Genomic DNA, 16076 nt, shown 5'->3' with positions numbered 1-16076 from the left:
CCGACGGGGAGCGACGGCCGGCGGGTGAGGGCCGTCGCGTCGGACCGGCCGGTGCGCGGCCGGTCCGCGCACGGATCCGTGGTCCTGCCGTTGCGGCCTGCCGTCACGGCCCGCGGCCCGCGGCGCCCGCTGTCCTGGCTCCTGGGCCCACCCGGCTCGGGCACCGCTCACGAACTGCGTCGGGCGGCCCTGGTCCGCCGCTTGAGGGCGCGTCGTTCGTTCTCACTGGTGCCGCCCCAGACCCCGAGGGTCTGATCGGTCTCCATGGCCCACTCCAGACACTGCTCCCGCACGGGGCAGCGTCGGCAGACCGCCTTCGCCTGCTCCGTCTGGAGCAGTGCCGGACCGGACGTACCGATCGGGAAGAAGAGGTCGGGGTCCTCGTTGCGGCATTCGGCGTGCTCTCGCCAGTTGTCCATCGAAGTCACCTGCGATCTCGTCGTATGCGCTTTTCCGGATGAGTTGCTCCCGCTCGGGTCACCGGAGGGGCGGCGGTGAAACAGGATGGGCCCGGAAAAGCGTTCACTGCTCCCGCTGCCCCCACGGGGAGCCGTACGCCGTGAGCAGGTCCAGGAACGGGCGGGGCGGAAACGCCTCGGGTCCGAGGACGCCCGCGCCGGACCATGCGCCCGTGGCGAGCAATTCGAGGGCGACCACGGGGTTGACGGCCGTCTGCCACACCACGGCCTGGCTGCCGTACTCGGCCATGGACCACTGGTTGTCGACCACGTGGTACAGGTACACCTCGCGCGGCGCGCCGTCCTTCACGCCCCGCACCCAGGTGCCCGCGCAGGTCTTGCCGTGCATCAGCTCGCCCAGGGTCGCCGGGTCGGGCAGACAGGCGGCCACCACGTCCCGGGGCGACACGGACACCGGTCCCGACGCGCCGGGCACGGTCACGGGCGCGGTACGGTCCAGCCCGAGCAGGTGCAGCGTCTTCAGGGTCTCGATGAACTCGTTGCCGAGGCCGTACTTGAAGGTGACCCGGCGCGCCTTCACCCAGCGCGGGACGAGCAGCACCTCCTCGTGCTCGACGTTCACGCACTCCACCGGCCCGATGCCCTCGGGGAAGTCGAACACCTCGGGTTCGCTGAAGGGCGCGGTGGTGAACCAGCCCCGGTCGGCCTCGTAGACCACCGGGGGGTTGAGGCACTCCTCGATGGTGGTCCAGATGTTGAAGGAGGGTGCGAAGTCGTGGCCCTCGACGGTGAGGTTCGCGCCGTCGCGGATGCCGATCTCCTCGATCTCGTCGAAGAGTTCGTCGGCGGCGTACCGGGCGAAGACGTCCGACAGACCCGGTTCGACCCCCATGCCGACCAGGGCCAGGGCGCCGGCCTCGGCCCACTCGTCGGCCTCGGCGAACTGCGCGTCGCCGAGCCGGACCCCGCACTCCTCGTACGGCCGGTCGGGGTGCGGCCGCGACAGCGACATCGCCATGTCGACATAGGTGGCACCAGCGGCGCGCGCCGCGTGGAACAGCGGCATCACGAACCGTGGGTCGGTGGCGTTGAGCAGGACGTCGCAGCGGTGGCGGGCGAGCAGGTCGGCCACCGCCGCCTCGTCGCCGGCGTCGACGCGCTCGGCCTGGAAGCGGTCGTCGTCGAGCGCGGCGACGGCGGCCGCGGCGCGGGCGGGGTCGTAGTCGGCGACCACCAGCGCCTCGAAGAACGGACGGCGGGCGGCGATCCGGGTGATGGCGGTGCCCACACCGCCGGCGCCCACGAGAAGGACACGCATGACGAGAACTCCCTCGGCTGAGAATGCGAACGAAGGTGGAAAAGCTGACGGACAGGAACAAGCTGAACGAAGCTGTGCGAAAGCGTGCTGGGGGCCCTGGGGGAGATACAACGCCGTGCGTCCGCGTAAGGTCAATGGTGTTGGCATAAGAGCGAGGGCCCGCAGGCAAGCCTGCTCGCGGGCAGCCCGTCCGCAGGCCCCGCGGACGGGCGAGGAGGCGAAGGACCGTGGCCAAGCAGGTCGTACCCGAGGAGAAGCGGCGCCGGCGCCGGCCCACCAGGAGCGGCACCGTGCTCTCCGAGCGGCTGATCGTCGAGGCGGCGCTGCGCCTGCTGCGCGAGCACGGCAGCGCCGGCCTCTCCGCCCGCCGTCTCGGCATCGCCCTCGACTGCGACCCCAGCACCCTCTACCGGTACTTCCGGGGCATGGACGAGCTGACCCTGGCCATCGGCGACGCGCTCGTCGGCGAGGCGCTGCGCGGCTGGCGGCCGACGGGGGAGTGGCGCACGGACCTGCACGCCGTCGGGCTGCGCATCCACGCCGCCTACGTCGCCCACCCGCAGGCCGCCCAGCTCACCGCGAGCCGGGTGACCGGCCGGGCCAACGAACTCGCCGCCGACGAGGCCGTCCTGGACGTGCTGCGCACCGCCGGGTTCCCGCTGGCGGACACCGTGCGGATCTACCACGCCTTCATCGACCAGACGCTGGCCTTCGCGGCCCTGGAGGCCGCGTCCCTGGCCCTGCCCCGGGCCACCCGGCGCGCGGACGACGCGGTCTGGCGTTCGACGTACGCCCGGCTGCCCGCCGAGACCCATCCCCGGATCGCCGAGGCGGCCCCGCTGCTGTCCACCCGCATGGTGACCAGCGCCTATCCCACGGCGCTGGAGATGCTGCTGGACAGCGCGCAGGCGACGCTGGACCGGCTCAGCTCCTGAGCGCTTCGGCCGCCGTGGCCGTCACCGCGTCCGCCACCACCGCCAGCGCCGGGGAGTCCAGCTTCCACTGCTGCCAGTACAGCGGTACGTCCAGCGGGTGTTCGGGGGCGAGGGAGACCAGGCGGCCGGAGCGCAGCAGCGGGCCCGCCTGCACCTCGGGCACCATGCCCCAGCCCAGACCCGCGACCACGGCGGCCACGAACCCCTCGGAGGTCGGCACGGCCTGGCGTACCTGACTCGCGCCGCCGGCGCCCGGGCGCAGCCTGCGCACGAAGGCGTCCTGGAGGTCGTCGCTCCGGTCGAAGGTCATCACCGGCGCCCGGCCGAGCGCTTCGTGCAGCGGGCCGCCGGCCAGGTGGCGGGCGGCGAAGTCCGGGGTCGCGGCGGCCAGATAGCGCATGGTGCCGAGGGCCCGCACGGTGCAGCCGGTCACGGCCTCGGGCGACGAGGTCACCGCGGCCATCACCAGTCCCTCCCGCAGGAGTTCCGCCGTGCGGGTCTCGTCCTCGCGGTGCAGTTCGAAGCAGAGCTGCGGCTCCCGCGGCACCCGGGTCAGGGCCGGCAGGAACCAGGTGGCGAGCGAGTCCGCGTTCACCGCGACCGTCACCCGGGCCGGCTCGCCCTCGCCGCTCATGCCCAGCTCGGACCGCGTGTCGCGCTCGAGGCGGGCCAGCTGGCGGGCGAACCGGACCACGATCTCGCCGGACTCCGTGGGCCGCACCGGCTTGGTGCGCAGCAGCAGCACCCGGCCCGTGCGCTGCTCCAGCGCCTTGACGCGCTGACTGACCGCCGAAGGCGTCACATGCAGGGCGGCGGCCGCCGCGTCGAAGGTGCCCTCGTCCACCACCGCGAGCAGGGTGCGCACCTGGTCGAGCGGGAGGTCCGTCATCATCCGATCATCACGAGAGCTAATGATACGTAAGAATCTTTAGCTGTACGGGCAGTGATCGCTTCCCTAGCGTGGACGTCATGTCCCACACCCTCACCGCCGCGGTCGCCGGATTCGGCACCGGCCTGTCGCTCATCGTCGCCATCGGCGCCCAGAACGCGTTCGTCCTGCGTCAGGGCGTCCGCCGTGACGCCGTCCTCGCCGTCGTCGGCATCTGCGCTCTGTCCGACGCCCTGCTCATCGCCCTGGGTGTGGGCGGAGTGGGGGCCTTGGTGGTGGCCTGGCCCGGGGCGCTGACCGCGGTCGGCTGGATCGGCGGACTGTTCCTGCTCGGCTACGGGGCGCTGGCGGCCCGGCGGGCGTTCCGGCCCACGGGTGCTCTGGCGGCCGAGGGGGAGAGCGCGGGCTCCTTGCGCCGCGCCGTGCTGACCTGTCTCGCGCTGACCTGGCTCAACCCGCACGTCTACCTCGACACGGTGTTCCTGCTCGGCTCCGTCGCCGCCGACCGCGGCCCACTGCGCTGGACCTTCGGTCTCGGCGCCGCCCTGGCCAGCCTGTGCTGGTTCGCCGCGCTGGGCTTCGGAGCCCGGCTGCTCGGCCGGTTCCTGACCCGGCCGGCCGCCTGGCGCGTCCTGGACGGTCTGGTCGCCGCCACGATGATCGTCCTCGGCGTGACGCTCGTGGCCGGGGCCTGACCCGCTGAGGGCTCGTCATATGTCGTCCGGATTCTGAGATCTCGCGTCCACGGAGCGGTGAAAGCACAGCAGGTGCTGGGATAGTGACCCCCGGACCCGAAAGATGTAACGAGCAACCAGGAATCGCGTGGACACGAGCGAGAGCAGCACCGCACCCGAGGCCGAGGAGGCCGACCCGAGTCCGCAGGACCGGCCCCGGCGCGGCTGGCGCCGCTGGGCGATGGACACGCGGCCGCTGCGCCGCCCGGCCTACCGGCGACTGTGGTCCTCGACCATCGTCACCGCGGTGGGCAGCCAGCTCACCGCCGTCGCGGTACCCAAGCAGATCTACGACATCACCGGCTCCTCCGCCTGGGTCGGCTACGCGAGCCTCGCCGGGCTGGTGCCGATGGTGCTGTTCGCGCTGTGGGGCGGCGCGGTCGCCGACACCGTCGACCGGCGCAAGCTGCTGCTGGTCACCAACAGCGGCATCGCCGTCACGTCGGTGCTGTTCTGGCTCCAGGCGGTCTCGGGGCTCGACTCTGTGGCCGTGCTGATGGTGCTGCTCGCCACCCAGCAGGCGTTCTTCGGCCTCAACGCGCCCGCCCGCAACGCCTCCATCGCCCGGCTGGTGCCGGCGGGCGAGCTCGCCGCCGCCAACGCCCTCGGCTCGACCGTCATGCAGACCGGCCTGGTGGCCGGGCCGCTTCTCGCGGGCTCCCTGATCCCCGTCATCGGCCTGCCCGAGCTCTACCTCCTCGACGCCGTCGCGCTGTGCGTGACGCTGTGGGCGGTGGCCCGCCTGCCCGCGCTGCCGCCGCTGGCGAGCGCCACCGCCCGGCGCGCCGGGGTGCGGGAGATCGCGGAGGGCTTCCGGTACATCTCCCGGCACAAGGTCCTGCTGCTGTCCTTCCTCGCCGACGTCATCGCCATGGTCTTCGGCATGCCCCGGGCCCTGTTCCCGCAGCTCGCCGCCGAGACGTACGCCTCCTACGGCGAAGGGCTCGCCCTCGGCCTGCTGTTCGCGGCGATCCCCATCGGCGCGGTGCTGGGCGGACTGTTCTCCGGCACGTTCTCCCGCGCCCGGCGGCACGGCTGGATGGTCATCGGGGCGGTCGTCGCCTGGGGTGCCGCCATCGCCGGGTTCGGGCTGAGCGGCAGTCTGTGGCTCGCCGTGGTGTTCCTGGTCTGTGCCGGGGTCGCCGACATGGTCTCGATGGTCTTCCGCGGGGCGATCCTGCTGTCCGCCGCCACCGACGAGATGCGCGGCCGTATGCAGGGCGTCTTCACGGTCGTCGTCGCGGGCGGCCCCCGGCTGGCCGACGCCCTGCACGGCACGGCGGGCGCCGCCTTCGGGCCCCGTGTCGCGGTCGCGGGCGGCGGTCTGCTGGTCGTCGCCTCGATGCTGGGCCTGGCGGTCGCCGTGCCCGCGCTGCGCCGGTACCGCGTCTGAGCCGGGCGCGGGTCTACAGGTCCACGCGCCGGTGCGCCCCGTACTGCTCCATCAGCTTGCCCCGGGTCGTCTCCAGCCGGTGCGCGAGGATCTCGGCCACGATCCGTATCAGCGACATCCCGAGCGCCGGATCCTCGTCGCACAGCGCCAGCACGGGCGGGGCCTCGAACTCGTAGGCGCGTACGGGGCTGAAGGCCTCCGCGCCGAAGTCCCACCGGTACGGCGGGAACAGCCAGGACCAGCCCAGCAGGTCACCGGCGCCGAGGCTCGCGACAGTGACCCGCCGCAGGGACGTCACCTGCTGGACGAGCGAGACCGCGCCGGAGCGGATGACCCAGAAGCGGTCGGCGGTGCCGCCCGCGTCGAAGATCCGGGCATCCTCGGGGAAGGACACCTCACGGGCGAGCGTCATCAGACGCTGACGCTGGGGCGGGGGAAGCGCGGTCAGCAGTTTCGTCGCTTTGGTCATGGCCCGGAGCTCCTCGCCGACGATCGGTAGGGGTGCTTCCCCTTCCCATTTCAGCCGCTGTCGACGCCCCGGGCACCTCGGCGGGCCGCACTTTCGCCGCGAGGGCCACGCGGGCATGGAAAAGCCCTGGCTGGACGGGGGAGGCCAGCCAGGGCAGCAAGGGGGTGGTGCGCGGAGGAGGAGTGGCCACGACCCCGCTCACCAGGTATGAATGAACCGTAAACCATTCGCGGAGATTTTGTGCCCCCGAGACCCGGTCACGTGACCTGTTTCACTCGGCGTGCGGTGTCTCCCGGGCGACGACCCTGATCGTCCGCAGTTCCGGATCGGTCGGATCGGGGAGGTTCATGCCCGCCGCGAGGCCGGTGCCCAGATAGCGCAGCACGGGCTCGCTGAGCCGCTCGCCGGGCAGGACGGCCGGGATCCCGGGCGGGTAGGGCGTGATCATCTCGGCGGCGATCCGCCCGGCGGCCTCGCTCAGTGCCACGTTCTCGGCGGGTCCGAAGAACGCGTCCCGGGGGAGCATCCCCTGCGCCATGCGCAGTTCGGCCGGGCCCGGCACCTCGACCCGCGGGGCCGGGCCCAGCTCGGGCGCGGCATGGGCGAGGTCCTTGAGGGCGGCGAGCAGTTCACCGGTCGTTCCGCGGTCGTCGGCGTGGGTCAGCTGCGCGCCGATCCGCCGGTGGTCGGACAGGTGCATGTCCATGAGCTGGTGCTCGCGCAGCCAGTCGGCGGCCTGGAAGCCGGTGATCCCGAGCCCCTGGACGTCGATCACCACGGGCAGCGGATCGAAGTCGTCGGCGAGCCCGGGGCCGCAGAGGTCCTCCCGGCCCTCGACGTGCATCCCGTCGATCTCCTCGATCGCGGACCGCACCTCCCGCGCCAGTCCGAGAGCCGAGCCGAGCAACTGCTCGCCCTGCAGCGCCATCTGGCGGCGCCAGCCGTCGAGTCCGGCGTACAGCAGCACCGAGGGGCTCGTCGTACCCAGCAGATCCGCGCGCATGTTCAGCAGTTCCGGGGTGACGAGTCCGCCCTGCAGGTGGAACACCGAACCCTGCTCCAGGCCGCTGCCCATCTTGTGGATGCTGGTCACGCAGATGTCCGCGCCCGCGTCCATCGCCCAGGACGGCAGGTCCGGATGGAAGGGCAGATGCGCTCCCCAGGCCTCGTCCACGACGAGGGGCACCGACCGGCGATGGCAGACGTCGGCGATCGCCCGCAGATCCGCGCAGGCGCCGTACGGAGTGGGGCTGGTGACCAGGGCTCCCTTCGCGTCGGGGTGCATATCGAAGGCCCTCTCGAACCCCTCCGCCGACGGCGGATGGGCCAGGCGCCGCTCGGCGTCCCAGCGCGGCTCGACCCACACGGGCTCGATCCCGGACAGGATCAGCCCCGACACCACCGATTTGTGCGCGTCCCGCCCGATCAGCAGCTTCTCGTGCGGCCCGGCCACCGACAGCATGGCGGCCTTGACGGACAGCGAACTCCCGCACGTCGAGAAGAAGGTGTGCTCGGCGTGGACGGCGTCCGCCATCAGTTCCTCGGCGCGCTCCAGCACCCGGCCCCGGGTGAGCCGGTCGTCGAGTCCGCCCGACGCCAGCACATCGCCCAGGAAGACCGCGTCCCCCAGCACCGCCCTTACCTCGGGATCGGCGCCGCGGGCCTGCTTGTGCCCCGGCGGGGTGAACGACAACCGGCCTTGACGACGGTAGTCGACCAGGGCTTCCAGAACGGGCGCTCGCGTGTGATCGGCTGCCATGGGTTCCGGGTGCCCGCGACGGGCGGTGCCAATCGGCGCGCACGGCCCGGGGTCAGCGTGCCCCGGCGGCCACGGCCCGGGGTCAGCGTGCCCCGGCGGCCACGGCCCGGGGTCAGCGTGCCCCGGCGCTCCGGCCCGGCGTCACGATCTCGTCCAGCACCTTGAGCACGGCTTCGTAGGCGAGACCCCGCGTCCTGGCGTCCCGTGCGTCGTCCGCGCGTTCCGTGTCGCTCCTGGCGAGGTCCGCGCTCCGGGCCCGCCAGGCCAGCAGTTCCTCGTGGGCGCAGGCCCTCGCCCGCTGGATGCGCCGCAGCAGTTCGTCCGAGTCCACCACATCCGTCATCTGTTCCGCCTACCCGGATCGCCGGGACGAATGCTCCCCGTCCGGGAGGTTTGGCCGCCGCGGGGGCGGCCAGCCGCAAAGGAGACGACCGCACCGTCCGGCGGAACAGGGCGCCGGGTGCGGAGGAGAAGCCGAACCCGCCGCGGAGGTGCGGCCGTCCGACCAGCCGGGACCAGCCAGGGGAGCGAAGGGATGCGTACGAACGACTCGACCGACCGCGAGGACGCGCGGGACGGCGTCCCGGGCCACGGAGGTCACGAGTGCGGGCCGGCCGACGTCCGCAGTGCCGTACGGCGGGCGGTGACCGGGCGCTGCGGGACCCTCGGCTGTCCGTACGACGAGGACGGGCTCTCGGACGCCCTGCTCGTGGCCTCGGAACTGACGAGCAACGCCATCCTGCACGGCGGCGGCATCACCGGATTCGACGTCGACATGGACGGGCGGGCCGTGCGTGTCTCCGTCAGCGACCGCAGCGACCGGCTGCCGGTCACCACCGACCCGCTCGACGAACAGGGCCGGCAGCGCACCGGCGGTCGCGGCTGGCCGATCGTCTGCCGGCTGGCCCGCAATGTGAGGGTGGCCTGTCTGCCCTCCGGCGGTAAGCGCATCACCGCCGTCGTCCCCGTGCTCTGAACCCGGCGCCGACCGGACCGGGCCGTGGACCGCGCACCTGTGAACGCCTTTCGCGAAGGCGGAGTTTGTTCCTCCGGGGGCAGGGCAGACGGAGGTTCGTGCTTCGGACCGGAGGCGCGCCGACGGGAGCGAGTTGTCGCTCCGGGGCGTCGCACGCGTTCCGGACGGCAGGAGTTCTCGTCGCCAGTCCCTGAAAACACCGTTCAGGAGAGCGATACCGCATGCCTATCGACATGTCGACAAGCCGTCCTTCCGCTTCCGCCCCCGCCACCACCGCGCAGCTACGGCGCACCCACGCCGACGCGCCCGACACCATGAGCCGGTTCGCCCGGCTGGTCACCCTGGAGGAGGGCCCCGAGCGGGACGCCGTACGCGACGAGATCGTCACCGCCTGGCTGCCCATGGCCCACCGCATCGCCGGCCGCTTCCGCGACCGTGGTGAGGCGATCGAGGACCTGCGGCAGGTCGCGGCGCTGGGACTGGTCAAGGCCGTCGACCGTTTCGACCCCGAGCGCGGGGCCTTCGAGAGCTATGCCGTGCCCACCATCACCGGGGAGATCAAGCGCCACTTCCGGGACCGGATGTGGGCGCTGCGCGTGCCCCGCCGGGTACAGGAACTGCGCAACAAGGTGCGCGTCGCCCGCCGGGAACTCACCCAGAATCCCGGGGCGGCCGAACCCTCGGTGGCCGACATCGCCGCCCACACCGGACTCACCGAGGACGAGGTGAACGCCGGTCTGGAGGCCCTGGAGAGCTTCAGCACCCTTTCGCTGGACGCCGAGACCTCGGCCGGTGACGACGGCTACAGCCTCGCCGACACCCTGGGCGACTCCGACGCCTCCTTCGACGTCGTGGTCGACCGCGAGTCCGCCAAGGAAGGCCTGCGCAGGCTGCCGGAACGCGAGCGCGCCATCCTCTACATGCGGTTCTTCGAAGACATGACGCAGAGCAGGATCGCCGACCGGCTGGGCATCTCCCAGATGCACGTCTCCCGGCTCATCAGCCGCAGCTGCGAGCGGGTCCGCCAGGATGCCCTGCGCTGACGGCACGACATTCACCTGTTCCGAACGGAGGAGAAGAAGACCGATGCTCATGCCGCACCCCGCCGTCCTGCGCAGACTCGTCGAGGAGTACGAGGCGCTGACCCGATCCGGAGCCACCGAGGAACAGCCCCAGGCACAGGCGCAGGCCCGTGATCTCGCCTACACGCTGTGCGTGTCCACCGGCACGCGCGACGTGCGGCACGCCCTGGAGACGGCACGTCAATGGCTCGACGCGGCGTCGGCCGCCGACGCCGCGGTACGCCCGCCGACCGGCAAAGACCCCCACGTGTACGCCTGAGGGGCGGGGTGGACGCGACGGATCCCGCGTCCACCCCGTCGCTCTTTCGCCCGGGGCACGGTCCAGGAGCGCCGGACGTGTGTACCCCGAGTGCCGGGGCATGCGGATCCCGCAGGTAATCGGGGAGACACCGGGGAGGGCGACATGAACACGAGTGCACTGGCGCGCAACGGCAGGGCAGGGGCGGAGCGAGCCGCACGGGGCTCGGTGACGAAGGGCGCCGCCAAGGCGGGGCTCGCCGCGCGAGGCGTCATCTATCTGCTGGTGGGACTGCTGGCCCTGCAGATCGCCTTCGGCGACGGCAGCCGGCAGGCGGACCGCCAGGGGGCCCTGGAGGAGATCTCGCACAAGCCGTTCGGCGCCGTACTGCTGTGGGCCCTGGGCATCGGACTCGTCGGGATGGCGCTCTGGCGGCTGTCGGAGACCGTCTTCGGCGGAGCCGGCCCCGACGGGCGCAGCGCCAAGAAGCGTCTGGTCGCCATCGTCCGGTGCGGGTTCTACTCCTTCGTCGCCTACTCCGTGCTGGCCTTCGCCGCCGGATCGGGCAGCGGCGGCGGTTCCGGTGACGAGCAGTCCCGGGACGTCACCGCCCGGGCCCTCGAGCTGCCCGCGGGCCAGTGGATCGTCGGCGCGGGAGGCGCGGGGATCATCGTCGCGGGCGTGTGGATCGCCGCTCGCGCCGTCATGCGGTCCTACCGCAAGCACCTGCGGCTGGGGGAGATGTCCCCGCGCATGCGGCGGCTGGTGGACATCACCGGGGTGGGCGGCGGTGCCGCCCGTGGCGCGGTGTTCGCCGCCGCGGGAGTCTTCGCCGTGCGGGCCGCCGTCGAGTACCAGCCGGACCAGGCCAAGGGGATCGACGACACCCTGCGTTCTTTCGCCGGTACGCCCGCGGGGCCCGGCCTCCTGGCCTGCGTCGCCGCCGGACTCGTGCTCTTCGGACTCTTCTCGTTCGCCATGGCCCGCTGGCGCAAGGTCTGACGTCCGGCTGTGTGGGAACACGGACCAGATGAACGAATCAGAGTTCCCGCGCGACGGACGGCCCGTGGACATGTACCTCGACCTTCTGCGCGTCCGCATGGACAGCGAGGACTATCAGCTGCTGCTGAAGGTCGTCGCACCCGCGCTGCGCGCACTCGAGGAACAACGACCCGAGAGTCTCGACTTCGCCCTCGATCCCGAGGACACCCAGCAACTGCCCCAGGAGATCCGTGACGAAGCCGCCCTGGTCATCGCCACCGCGGTGACCGGCCGGCTGGACAACCAGCTGGTGGAGATAGACGTCGACGGCACCGGCCCGGTCAGGGTGGTCACCGACGCGGGCACCGCGTCCGACCCCACCCGCCTCGCCGAGATCGCCGGCTGCATCCGGCAGCGCCACCAGGACACCGAGGAGCTGCGCGGTATCGCGGCGGCGAGCGACATGTCCACGGACTTCTGACCGTGGAAGGTCCCGCCGTCACTTCGGCGGAGACACCGGCACGCCGAGCGGCCGGGCCAGGCCGACCACCGCTTCGTCCAGGCGCTGAAGGTGGCGCAGTACGCGGTCGGTCACCCGGCCGTAGCGCGGCGTCCCCGGCCCGCCCGGCATCAGCAGCGAGGCGATGCTCGGCCCGGTCAGCACCTCGGCGGTGCTCCGCTCGCCCGCCACGCGCGCGGAGATCGCCCCGATGTTGTGCCGGATGCGCTGCCCGGCGCGGCGCAGCCCCGGGTCCGCCACGATCGATCGCTGGGTCGGCAGCAGTTCTGCCATGGCCGCCAGGGTCCGCGCGTGGTACGCACAGGTCTCCAGCAGCGCGACGACGTACCGGGCCGTGTCCCGCCGGGTCCGCAACGGCGTCACCGGGTGGGTCAGGGGCTGGGTGGCCGCCCGCAGATCGGCCAGTGCCTGGTCCAGATCACGGGCCTGGTCCAGCAGCTCGGCCGGGGGACCGCCGCTCAGCTGCTCCACGGCCGCCTCGGTGACCTCGGTCAGCCGGTCCAGGACGGTCGTCAGCAGCTCGTTCGTCCGCCGGTCGGTGTGCACCGGCAGCACCAGCGCCGCCGCGACGATTCCGCAGGCCGCCCCCAGCGCGGTCTCCTCCACCCGCAGCACCAGCACCGACATGCTGTAGGTGTGCAGCAGCGTGTACAGCACACCCAGCGCGGCCGTCACGAAGAACGACATCAGCGTGTACGACAGCGGAGCCGTGTAGAACATCGCGAACACGCACAGCAGCACCACCGCGAACGCCGTCCAGGTGTGGTGACCGACGACCCCCGCCAGCAGGATGCCGGCGACCACCCCGAGCACGGTGCCCAGCAGCCGCCGGTAGCCCTTGACCAGGATCTCCCCGGTGGAGGCGGTGTTGATGAACACGATCCAGCAGGTCAGCACCGCCCAGTACCAGCGGTGCGAGGAGAGCAGCTCGCCGCCGACGATGGCCAGTGCCGATCCGACGGCGACCTGCACGGCGGCCCGGGTGGTCGGCCGCCGCAACCCGGTCTCCTTCCCGGCCGTGCCGGAGTCCTCGTCCTCCTCGCCCGCGCCTATCGCGGCGTCCTCCGCGTCCAGTTCCTCGCGGGAGCGCGCCGTCTCGGGGCTGTCCTCGGACTCGTCCTGCGGCCCGTCGAGCGCGATCCGCAGCCCGAGCACCGCGCGCGCCGCCTCGCCCACGCCCCGGAAGACGTCCTGGACGGCGGGCGACGCCTTGGGCAGGTTCTCCTCGTCCCGGTAGCCGAGCAGCCGGTTGCGGACGTGAGCCGTGGCCGCGCCCTCCGCGACGGGGATCCGTACCAGCAGCCGCAGGGCCCCCAGATCGCGGCGCAGGGCGGCGAGGGCCTCGTCCCGTACGGGGAGGTGGCCGCCCTCCGGCAGCGGTGCGCCCGGCAGGTGCAGGGTCAGGGTCTCGGCCCGTTCGGCGCTGCGGGCGGTCAGCAGCAGCAGGCCGAGCCGCTCGGCGGCGATCTCGGCGTCGGCGATCCGGCGCTGCACCAGCCGCGCCGTCGCCTGGTCAGGAGTGCCCTCTTCCAGCCGGCCCTGGATCAGCATGGCCGTCTCGTGCAGCCGGGCGGTGCCCTCACGCACATGGGCCAGGGCCTTCTCCACCTCGTCCGGACCGGCGTCCAGCAGATCGAGCTGGGCGGCCAGCAGCTGCGCGAGCCGCGCCCGGAAGGCCCCGCGCAGCCGCTGGAGAATACCGGTGGGCGTCTGCGGCACCAGCACGAAGCGCGCCACCGCACTGCACCCGAAGGCGACCGCCAGCACCGCGTAGAACCCCGGCAGACTCGAACCGGTGACCCCGACGAACAGGGACAGGAAGTAGACCTGGAAGCCGACAAGACCGAGCGCCGTGCCCCGGTCACCGAACCGGCGGCCGTAGACGGCGCAGAAGATCAGCGCCACGAAGAAGAGGTCACCGGCCACCGTCCGGGAGCTGAGCAGCGCCGCCAGCGACATCGAAGCGAACGCGACCGGCAGCCCCAGCGCCAGCGTGACGGCCTGCCGGTCGCGCTGCTTCTCCCGGATCGCGAACGTGGCGACCATCGCGGCGATGGCCCCCGCCACCAGATGCGAGACGTCCGCGCCCAGCAGGGAGAGCACGGCCAGCGTGAGGGAGATCGCCCCGACCGTGCGCAGCCCGGCCGCCAGCCGCAGCAGCCCGGGGTCGGATGCCGCGATCCGATCCCGCCACCGTGCGCCCAACGACCGTGCCGCCGCCCTCACGCCGCCGTACTCTCTTCCGCCTTCCGACCTCAGGCGGTCTCCGACCCGGGCCCCTCGACCTGCGCCCGCACCTGCTCGGGCGTCAGATAGCTGTCCGTGTACTCGAAGTCCTTCAACTTCGCCGCCCGGCGCGCCTGGAAGCCGGTGCGCACGAAGTCGTCGCCCGCGATCGCGTTGAGCGTCCAGTTCGTCAGCACCCGCGCCTTGGCCACCCCCGTGCGCAGCGCCCCCCAGTGGTAGCCGCGGGCCACCGCCTGCGCGGGCAGCCCGCGCAGCTCGATGCCGAGCGGCTTGGAGACGGCGTCGGTACCGCCGAGGTCGACGACCAGACCGAGGTCCTTGTGCACGTACGGCCGCATCTCCCGGCCCCGCAGCGTCGCGATGACGTTGTCGGCGACGACCTTGCCCTGCCGCATCGCGTGCTGCGCCGTCGGCGGGCAGATCGCGCCCTGCTCGCCCTTGGCCTCGTCGGGCACGGCGGCGGCGTCCCCGAGCGCGAACACCCCGTCGTTCCCGGGCAGGTTCATCTCCGCGGTGACGGCGAGCCGTCCGCGGACCGTTTCCGCCCCGAGGGTCGCGATGAGCGGGCTCGCGACGACGCCCGCCGTCCAGATCAGGGTCCGGGTCGGGATCACCCGCCCGTCGGTGAAGGTGACCTCCTCCGGGCCCGCCTTGGCGATCGACACGCCCAGCGAGATGTCGATGCCCCGCTTGCGCAGCACCTCCTGCGCGCTGCGCCCGAGCTTGTCGCCGAGCTCCGGCATCAGCTTCGGCGCGATGTCGATCAGATGCCACTTGATCAGGCTCGGGTCCAGGTTCGGATAGCGCTTGACCGCGTTGTGGGTGAGGAGCTGGAGACAGGCGGCGGTCTCGGTGCCGGCGTAGCCGCCGCCGACGACCACGAACTGCAGCCGCGAGGTGCGCTCGGCGGGATCGCGGCTGGCGTCGGCGAGGTCGAGCTGGCTGATGACGTGGTCGCGGATGTACGCGGCCTCGGCGAGGGTCTTCATCCCGAAGGCGTGCTCGGTCAGCCCCGGGATGTCGAAGGTGCGGGTCACGCTCCCGGGAGCGAGCACGATGTAGTCGTAGGGCTCGTTGACGATCTCGTCGGTGATCGTCCGGATGACGCAGACCTTCGACTTGAGGTCCACGCCGATGGCACCGCCCGGGATGATCCGGGTGCGGTACTTCTTGCTGCGGCGCAGCGAAACGGCGATCGACTGGGGCGTCAGCACCCCGGAGGCGACCTGTGGCAGCAGCGGCAGATAGAGCTGGTAGGCGAACGGCGTCACCAGAGTGACGTCGGCCTCCGTGGCGGAGAGCGCGCGTTCCAGACGTCGAACGCACCCCACTCCCGCGAAGCCCGCGCCCACCACCAGGATCCTGGGTCGTGTCACGATGTCCATCCCTTTCTGCGGCTCCAGGCGGTCTGCCCCGACGTCATGCGCGTGCCCCGCCCGCGGGCGTCTCGCACCTCGTCGATCCCACCGCGCCCGGACTGGTTCCGCCAGCCGGGCGAGGCATGCAGACGAACGTTTCTCCTGAGGTGACCGACGTACCCCCCTCCGGGCCTGTGTACGCCCGTTGCCTTCGGGTAGGCCGTCGTACATGACAATTGCGGAGGCCGGAGGATAGTGGCGGTGTGGTGCGCGGACGGCACCGACGACGGCCGGTGGGACAGTCGTCGGACACAGGCCGGGCAACTCGCCGAAGCGGTGGAGAGCCTGGTGGCCTGCTGGCTCACGGCCGCGGAGGAGACCAGACCCCGGCTGCCCGCTCGGCAGTTGCTGGCGCTGCGGACGGTGAAGAGCCGTCCGGAACTCAACATGACGGCCCTGGCCGAGGACCTGGGCGTCGGTCTGCCCACCGCGAGCCGCCTCTGCGACCGGCTCGAGGCCGCCGGACTGCTGGAGCGGACCGTGCAGCCCAGTGACCGGCGCGAGGTGCAGCTCGTGGTGACCGTCTACGGACAACGCCTGCTCACCGACGTCGCCGAGCGCCGCGTACGGCGCCTCGCCTCCGTGTTCGAGGCGATGACCCCGGCCCAGCGCACCGCACTGGAACACGGGCTCTCCGGTTTCCACCAGGCCCACACGGCGGGCCGGCGATCCGAGGACCCGGCGGACGGCTGACCGCT

The 16076-nt window shown here is 72.4% G+C and carries 17 protein-coding genes; 9 read left to right on the top strand and 8 right to left on the bottom strand.

The features are described 5' to 3' along the window. Positions 1-167 precede the first annotated feature (167 nt). Positions 168-419: a WhiB family transcriptional regulator gene (locus tag ASD48_RS30880; RefSeq protein ID WP_057605100.1), complete on the bottom strand. Its 252-nt coding sequence runs from the start codon at positions 417-419 to the stop codon at positions 168-170. 103 nt (positions 420-522) lie between these two features. Next, a complete protein-coding gene (locus ASD48_RS30875; RefSeq protein WP_057605099.1) occupies positions 523-1737 on the bottom strand; it encodes a saccharopine dehydrogenase C-terminal domain-containing protein in 1215 nt (404 codons plus the stop codon). Between the two features lie 227 nt (positions 1738-1964). Between ASD48_RS30875 and ASD48_RS30870 the strand changes: the two genes are divergently transcribed. After that, complete coding sequence (locus tag ASD48_RS30870) at positions 1965-2672, top strand: TetR/AcrR family transcriptional regulator (RefSeq protein WP_057605098.1); 708 nt, start codon at positions 1965-1967, stop codon at positions 2670-2672. Here ASD48_RS30870 and ASD48_RS30865 read toward each other — a convergent pair. Beyond that, positions 2662-3564: a LysR family transcriptional regulator ArgP gene (locus tag ASD48_RS30865; protein ID WP_057605097.1), complete on the bottom strand. Its 903-nt coding sequence runs from the start codon at positions 3562-3564 to the stop codon at positions 2662-2664. The genes ASD48_RS30870 and ASD48_RS30865 overlap by 11 nt on opposite strands. Positions 3565-3641: 77 nt before the next feature. On the opposite strand from ASD48_RS30865, the gene ASD48_RS30860 reads away from it, so the two are divergent. Beyond that, positions 3642-4256: a LysE/ArgO family amino acid transporter gene (locus ASD48_RS30860; RefSeq protein ID WP_057605545.1), complete on the top strand. Its 615-nt coding sequence runs from the start codon at positions 3642-3644 to the stop codon at positions 4254-4256. 127 nt (positions 4257-4383) lie between these two features. Next, the gene (locus ASD48_RS30855) at positions 4384-5688 is read left to right on the top strand and encodes an MFS transporter (protein WP_057605096.1); all 1305 of its coding nucleotides are present in this window, start codon (positions 4384-4386) and stop codon (positions 5686-5688) included. 13 nt (positions 5689-5701) lie between these two features. On the opposite strand, the gene ASD48_RS30850 is transcribed toward ASD48_RS30855, so the two are convergent. The 3 genes from ASD48_RS30850 to ASD48_RS30840 form a co-directional block, all read right to left on the bottom strand. Then, the gene (locus ASD48_RS30850; protein ID WP_057605095.1) at positions 5702-6157 is read right to left on the bottom strand and encodes a cyclic nucleotide-binding domain-containing protein; all 456 of its coding nucleotides are present in this window, start codon (positions 6155-6157) and stop codon (positions 5702-5704) included. 271 nt (positions 6158-6428) lie between these two features. Next, on the bottom strand, positions 6429-7916 hold the full coding sequence (locus tag ASD48_RS30845; protein ID WP_057605094.1) for an ornithine decarboxylase: 1488 nt from the start codon (positions 7914-7916) through the stop codon (positions 6429-6431). Between the two features lie 112 nt (positions 7917-8028). Then, entirely contained in the window at positions 8029-8259 is a 231-nt protein-coding gene (locus ASD48_RS30840; protein WP_057605093.1) for a hypothetical protein, read from the bottom strand. A gap of 192 nt (positions 8260-8451) precedes the next feature. Between ASD48_RS30840 and ASD48_RS30835 the strand changes: the two genes are divergently transcribed. The 5 genes from ASD48_RS30835 (at position 8452) to ASD48_RS30815 (ending at position 11674) form a co-directional block, all read left to right on the top strand. After that, positions 8452-8892, top strand: coding sequence for an ATP-binding protein (locus ASD48_RS30835; RefSeq protein ID WP_057605092.1), 441 nt, complete (start codon positions 8452-8454; stop codon positions 8890-8892). Between the two features lie 221 nt (positions 8893-9113). Beyond that, on the top strand, positions 9114-9935 hold the full coding sequence (locus ASD48_RS30830) for a SigB/SigF/SigG family RNA polymerase sigma factor (protein WP_057605091.1): 822 nt from the start codon (positions 9114-9116) through the stop codon (positions 9933-9935). Positions 9936-9978: 43 nt separating this feature from the next. Beyond that, the gene (locus ASD48_RS30825; RefSeq protein WP_057605090.1) at positions 9979-10233 is read left to right on the top strand and encodes a DUF5133 domain-containing protein; all 255 of its coding nucleotides are present in this window, start codon (positions 9979-9981) and stop codon (positions 10231-10233) included. 144 nt (positions 10234-10377) lie between these two features. Further along, positions 10378-11214 carry a DUF1206 domain-containing protein gene (locus ASD48_RS30820; RefSeq protein WP_057605089.1) on the top strand — a complete coding sequence of 279 codons (837 nt, stop codon included), beginning with the start codon at positions 10378-10380 and terminating at the stop codon, positions 11212-11214. Between the two features lie 28 nt (positions 11215-11242). Next, positions 11243-11674 (top strand): hypothetical protein, encoded by a 432-nt coding sequence (locus tag ASD48_RS30815; RefSeq protein ID WP_020126252.1) that lies wholly within the window; start codon positions 11243-11245, stop codon positions 11672-11674. Positions 11675-11692: 18 nt separating this feature from the next. Here ASD48_RS30815 and ASD48_RS30810 read toward each other — a convergent pair whose 3' ends face one another. Then, entirely contained in the window at positions 11693-13939 is a 2247-nt protein-coding gene (locus ASD48_RS30810; protein ID WP_063887528.1) for an FUSC family protein, read from the bottom strand. Between the two features lie 29 nt (positions 13940-13968). Next, positions 13969-15345 (bottom strand): NAD(P)/FAD-dependent oxidoreductase, encoded by a 1377-nt coding sequence (locus tag ASD48_RS30805; RefSeq protein WP_057605087.1) that lies wholly within the window; start codon positions 15343-15345, stop codon positions 13969-13971. Positions 15346-15573: 228 nt separating this feature from the next. Here ASD48_RS30805 and ASD48_RS30800 point away from each other — a divergent pair, with 228 nt between their 5' ends. Then, positions 15574-16071 (top strand): MarR family transcriptional regulator, encoded by a 498-nt coding sequence (locus ASD48_RS30800; protein ID WP_242432789.1) that lies wholly within the window; start codon positions 15574-15576, stop codon positions 16069-16071. Positions 16072-16076 lie beyond the last annotated feature (5 nt).

It is taken from the genome of Streptomyces sp. Root1310, assembly GCF_001426425.1.
Taxonomy (GTDB): domain Bacteria; phylum Actinomycetota; class Actinomycetes; order Streptomycetales; family Streptomycetaceae; genus Streptomyces.
The sequence above is the reverse complement of the archived record's forward strand: the minus strand, read 5'-3'. Positions and strand labels throughout refer to the sequence as shown.

Bases quoted from the DNA above. Each gene is read 5' to 3' on its own strand.
- ASD48_RS30830 (WP_057605091.1), top strand. From the start codon at position 9,114: ATGCCTATCGACATGTCGACAAGCCGTCCTTCCGCTTCCGCCCCCGCC.
- ASD48_RS30860 (WP_057605545.1), top strand. From the start codon at position 3,642: ATGTCCCACACCCTCACCGCCGCGGTCGCCGGATTCGGCACCGGCCTG.
- ASD48_RS30815 (WP_020126252.1), top strand. From the start codon at position 11,243: ATGAACGAATCAGAGTTCCCGCGCGACGGACGGCCCGTGGACATGTAC.
- ASD48_RS30840 (WP_057605093.1), bottom strand. From the start codon at position 8,259: ATGACGGATGTGGTGGACTCGGACGAACTGCTGCGGCGCATCCAGCGG.
- ASD48_RS30805 (WP_057605087.1), bottom strand. From the start codon at position 15,345: ATGGACATCGTGACACGACCCAGGATCCTGGTGGTGGGCGCGGGCTTC.
- ASD48_RS30850 (WP_057605095.1), bottom strand. From the start codon at position 6,157: ATGACCAAAGCGACGAAACTGCTGACCGCGCTTCCCCCGCCCCAGCGT.
- ASD48_RS30835 (WP_057605092.1), top strand. From the start codon at position 8,452: ATGCGTACGAACGACTCGACCGACCGCGAGGACGCGCGGGACGGCGTC.
- ASD48_RS30880 (WP_057605100.1), bottom strand. From the start codon at position 419: ATGGACAACTGGCGAGAGCACGCCGAATGCCGCAACGAGGACCCCGAC.
- ASD48_RS30875 (WP_057605099.1), bottom strand. From the start codon at position 1,737: ATGCGTGTCCTTCTCGTGGGCGCCGGCGGTGTGGGCACCGCCATCACC.
- ASD48_RS30820 (WP_057605089.1), top strand. From the start codon at position 10,378: ATGAACACGAGTGCACTGGCGCGCAACGGCAGGGCAGGGGCGGAGCGA.
- ASD48_RS30845 (WP_057605094.1), bottom strand. From the start codon at position 7,916: ATGGCAGCCGATCACACGCGAGCGCCCGTTCTGGAAGCCCTGGTCGAC.
- ASD48_RS30825 (WP_057605090.1), top strand. From the start codon at position 9,979: ATGCTCATGCCGCACCCCGCCGTCCTGCGCAGACTCGTCGAGGAGTAC.
- ASD48_RS30865 (WP_057605097.1), bottom strand. From the start codon at position 3,564: ATGATGACGGACCTCCCGCTCGACCAGGTGCGCACCCTGCTCGCGGTG.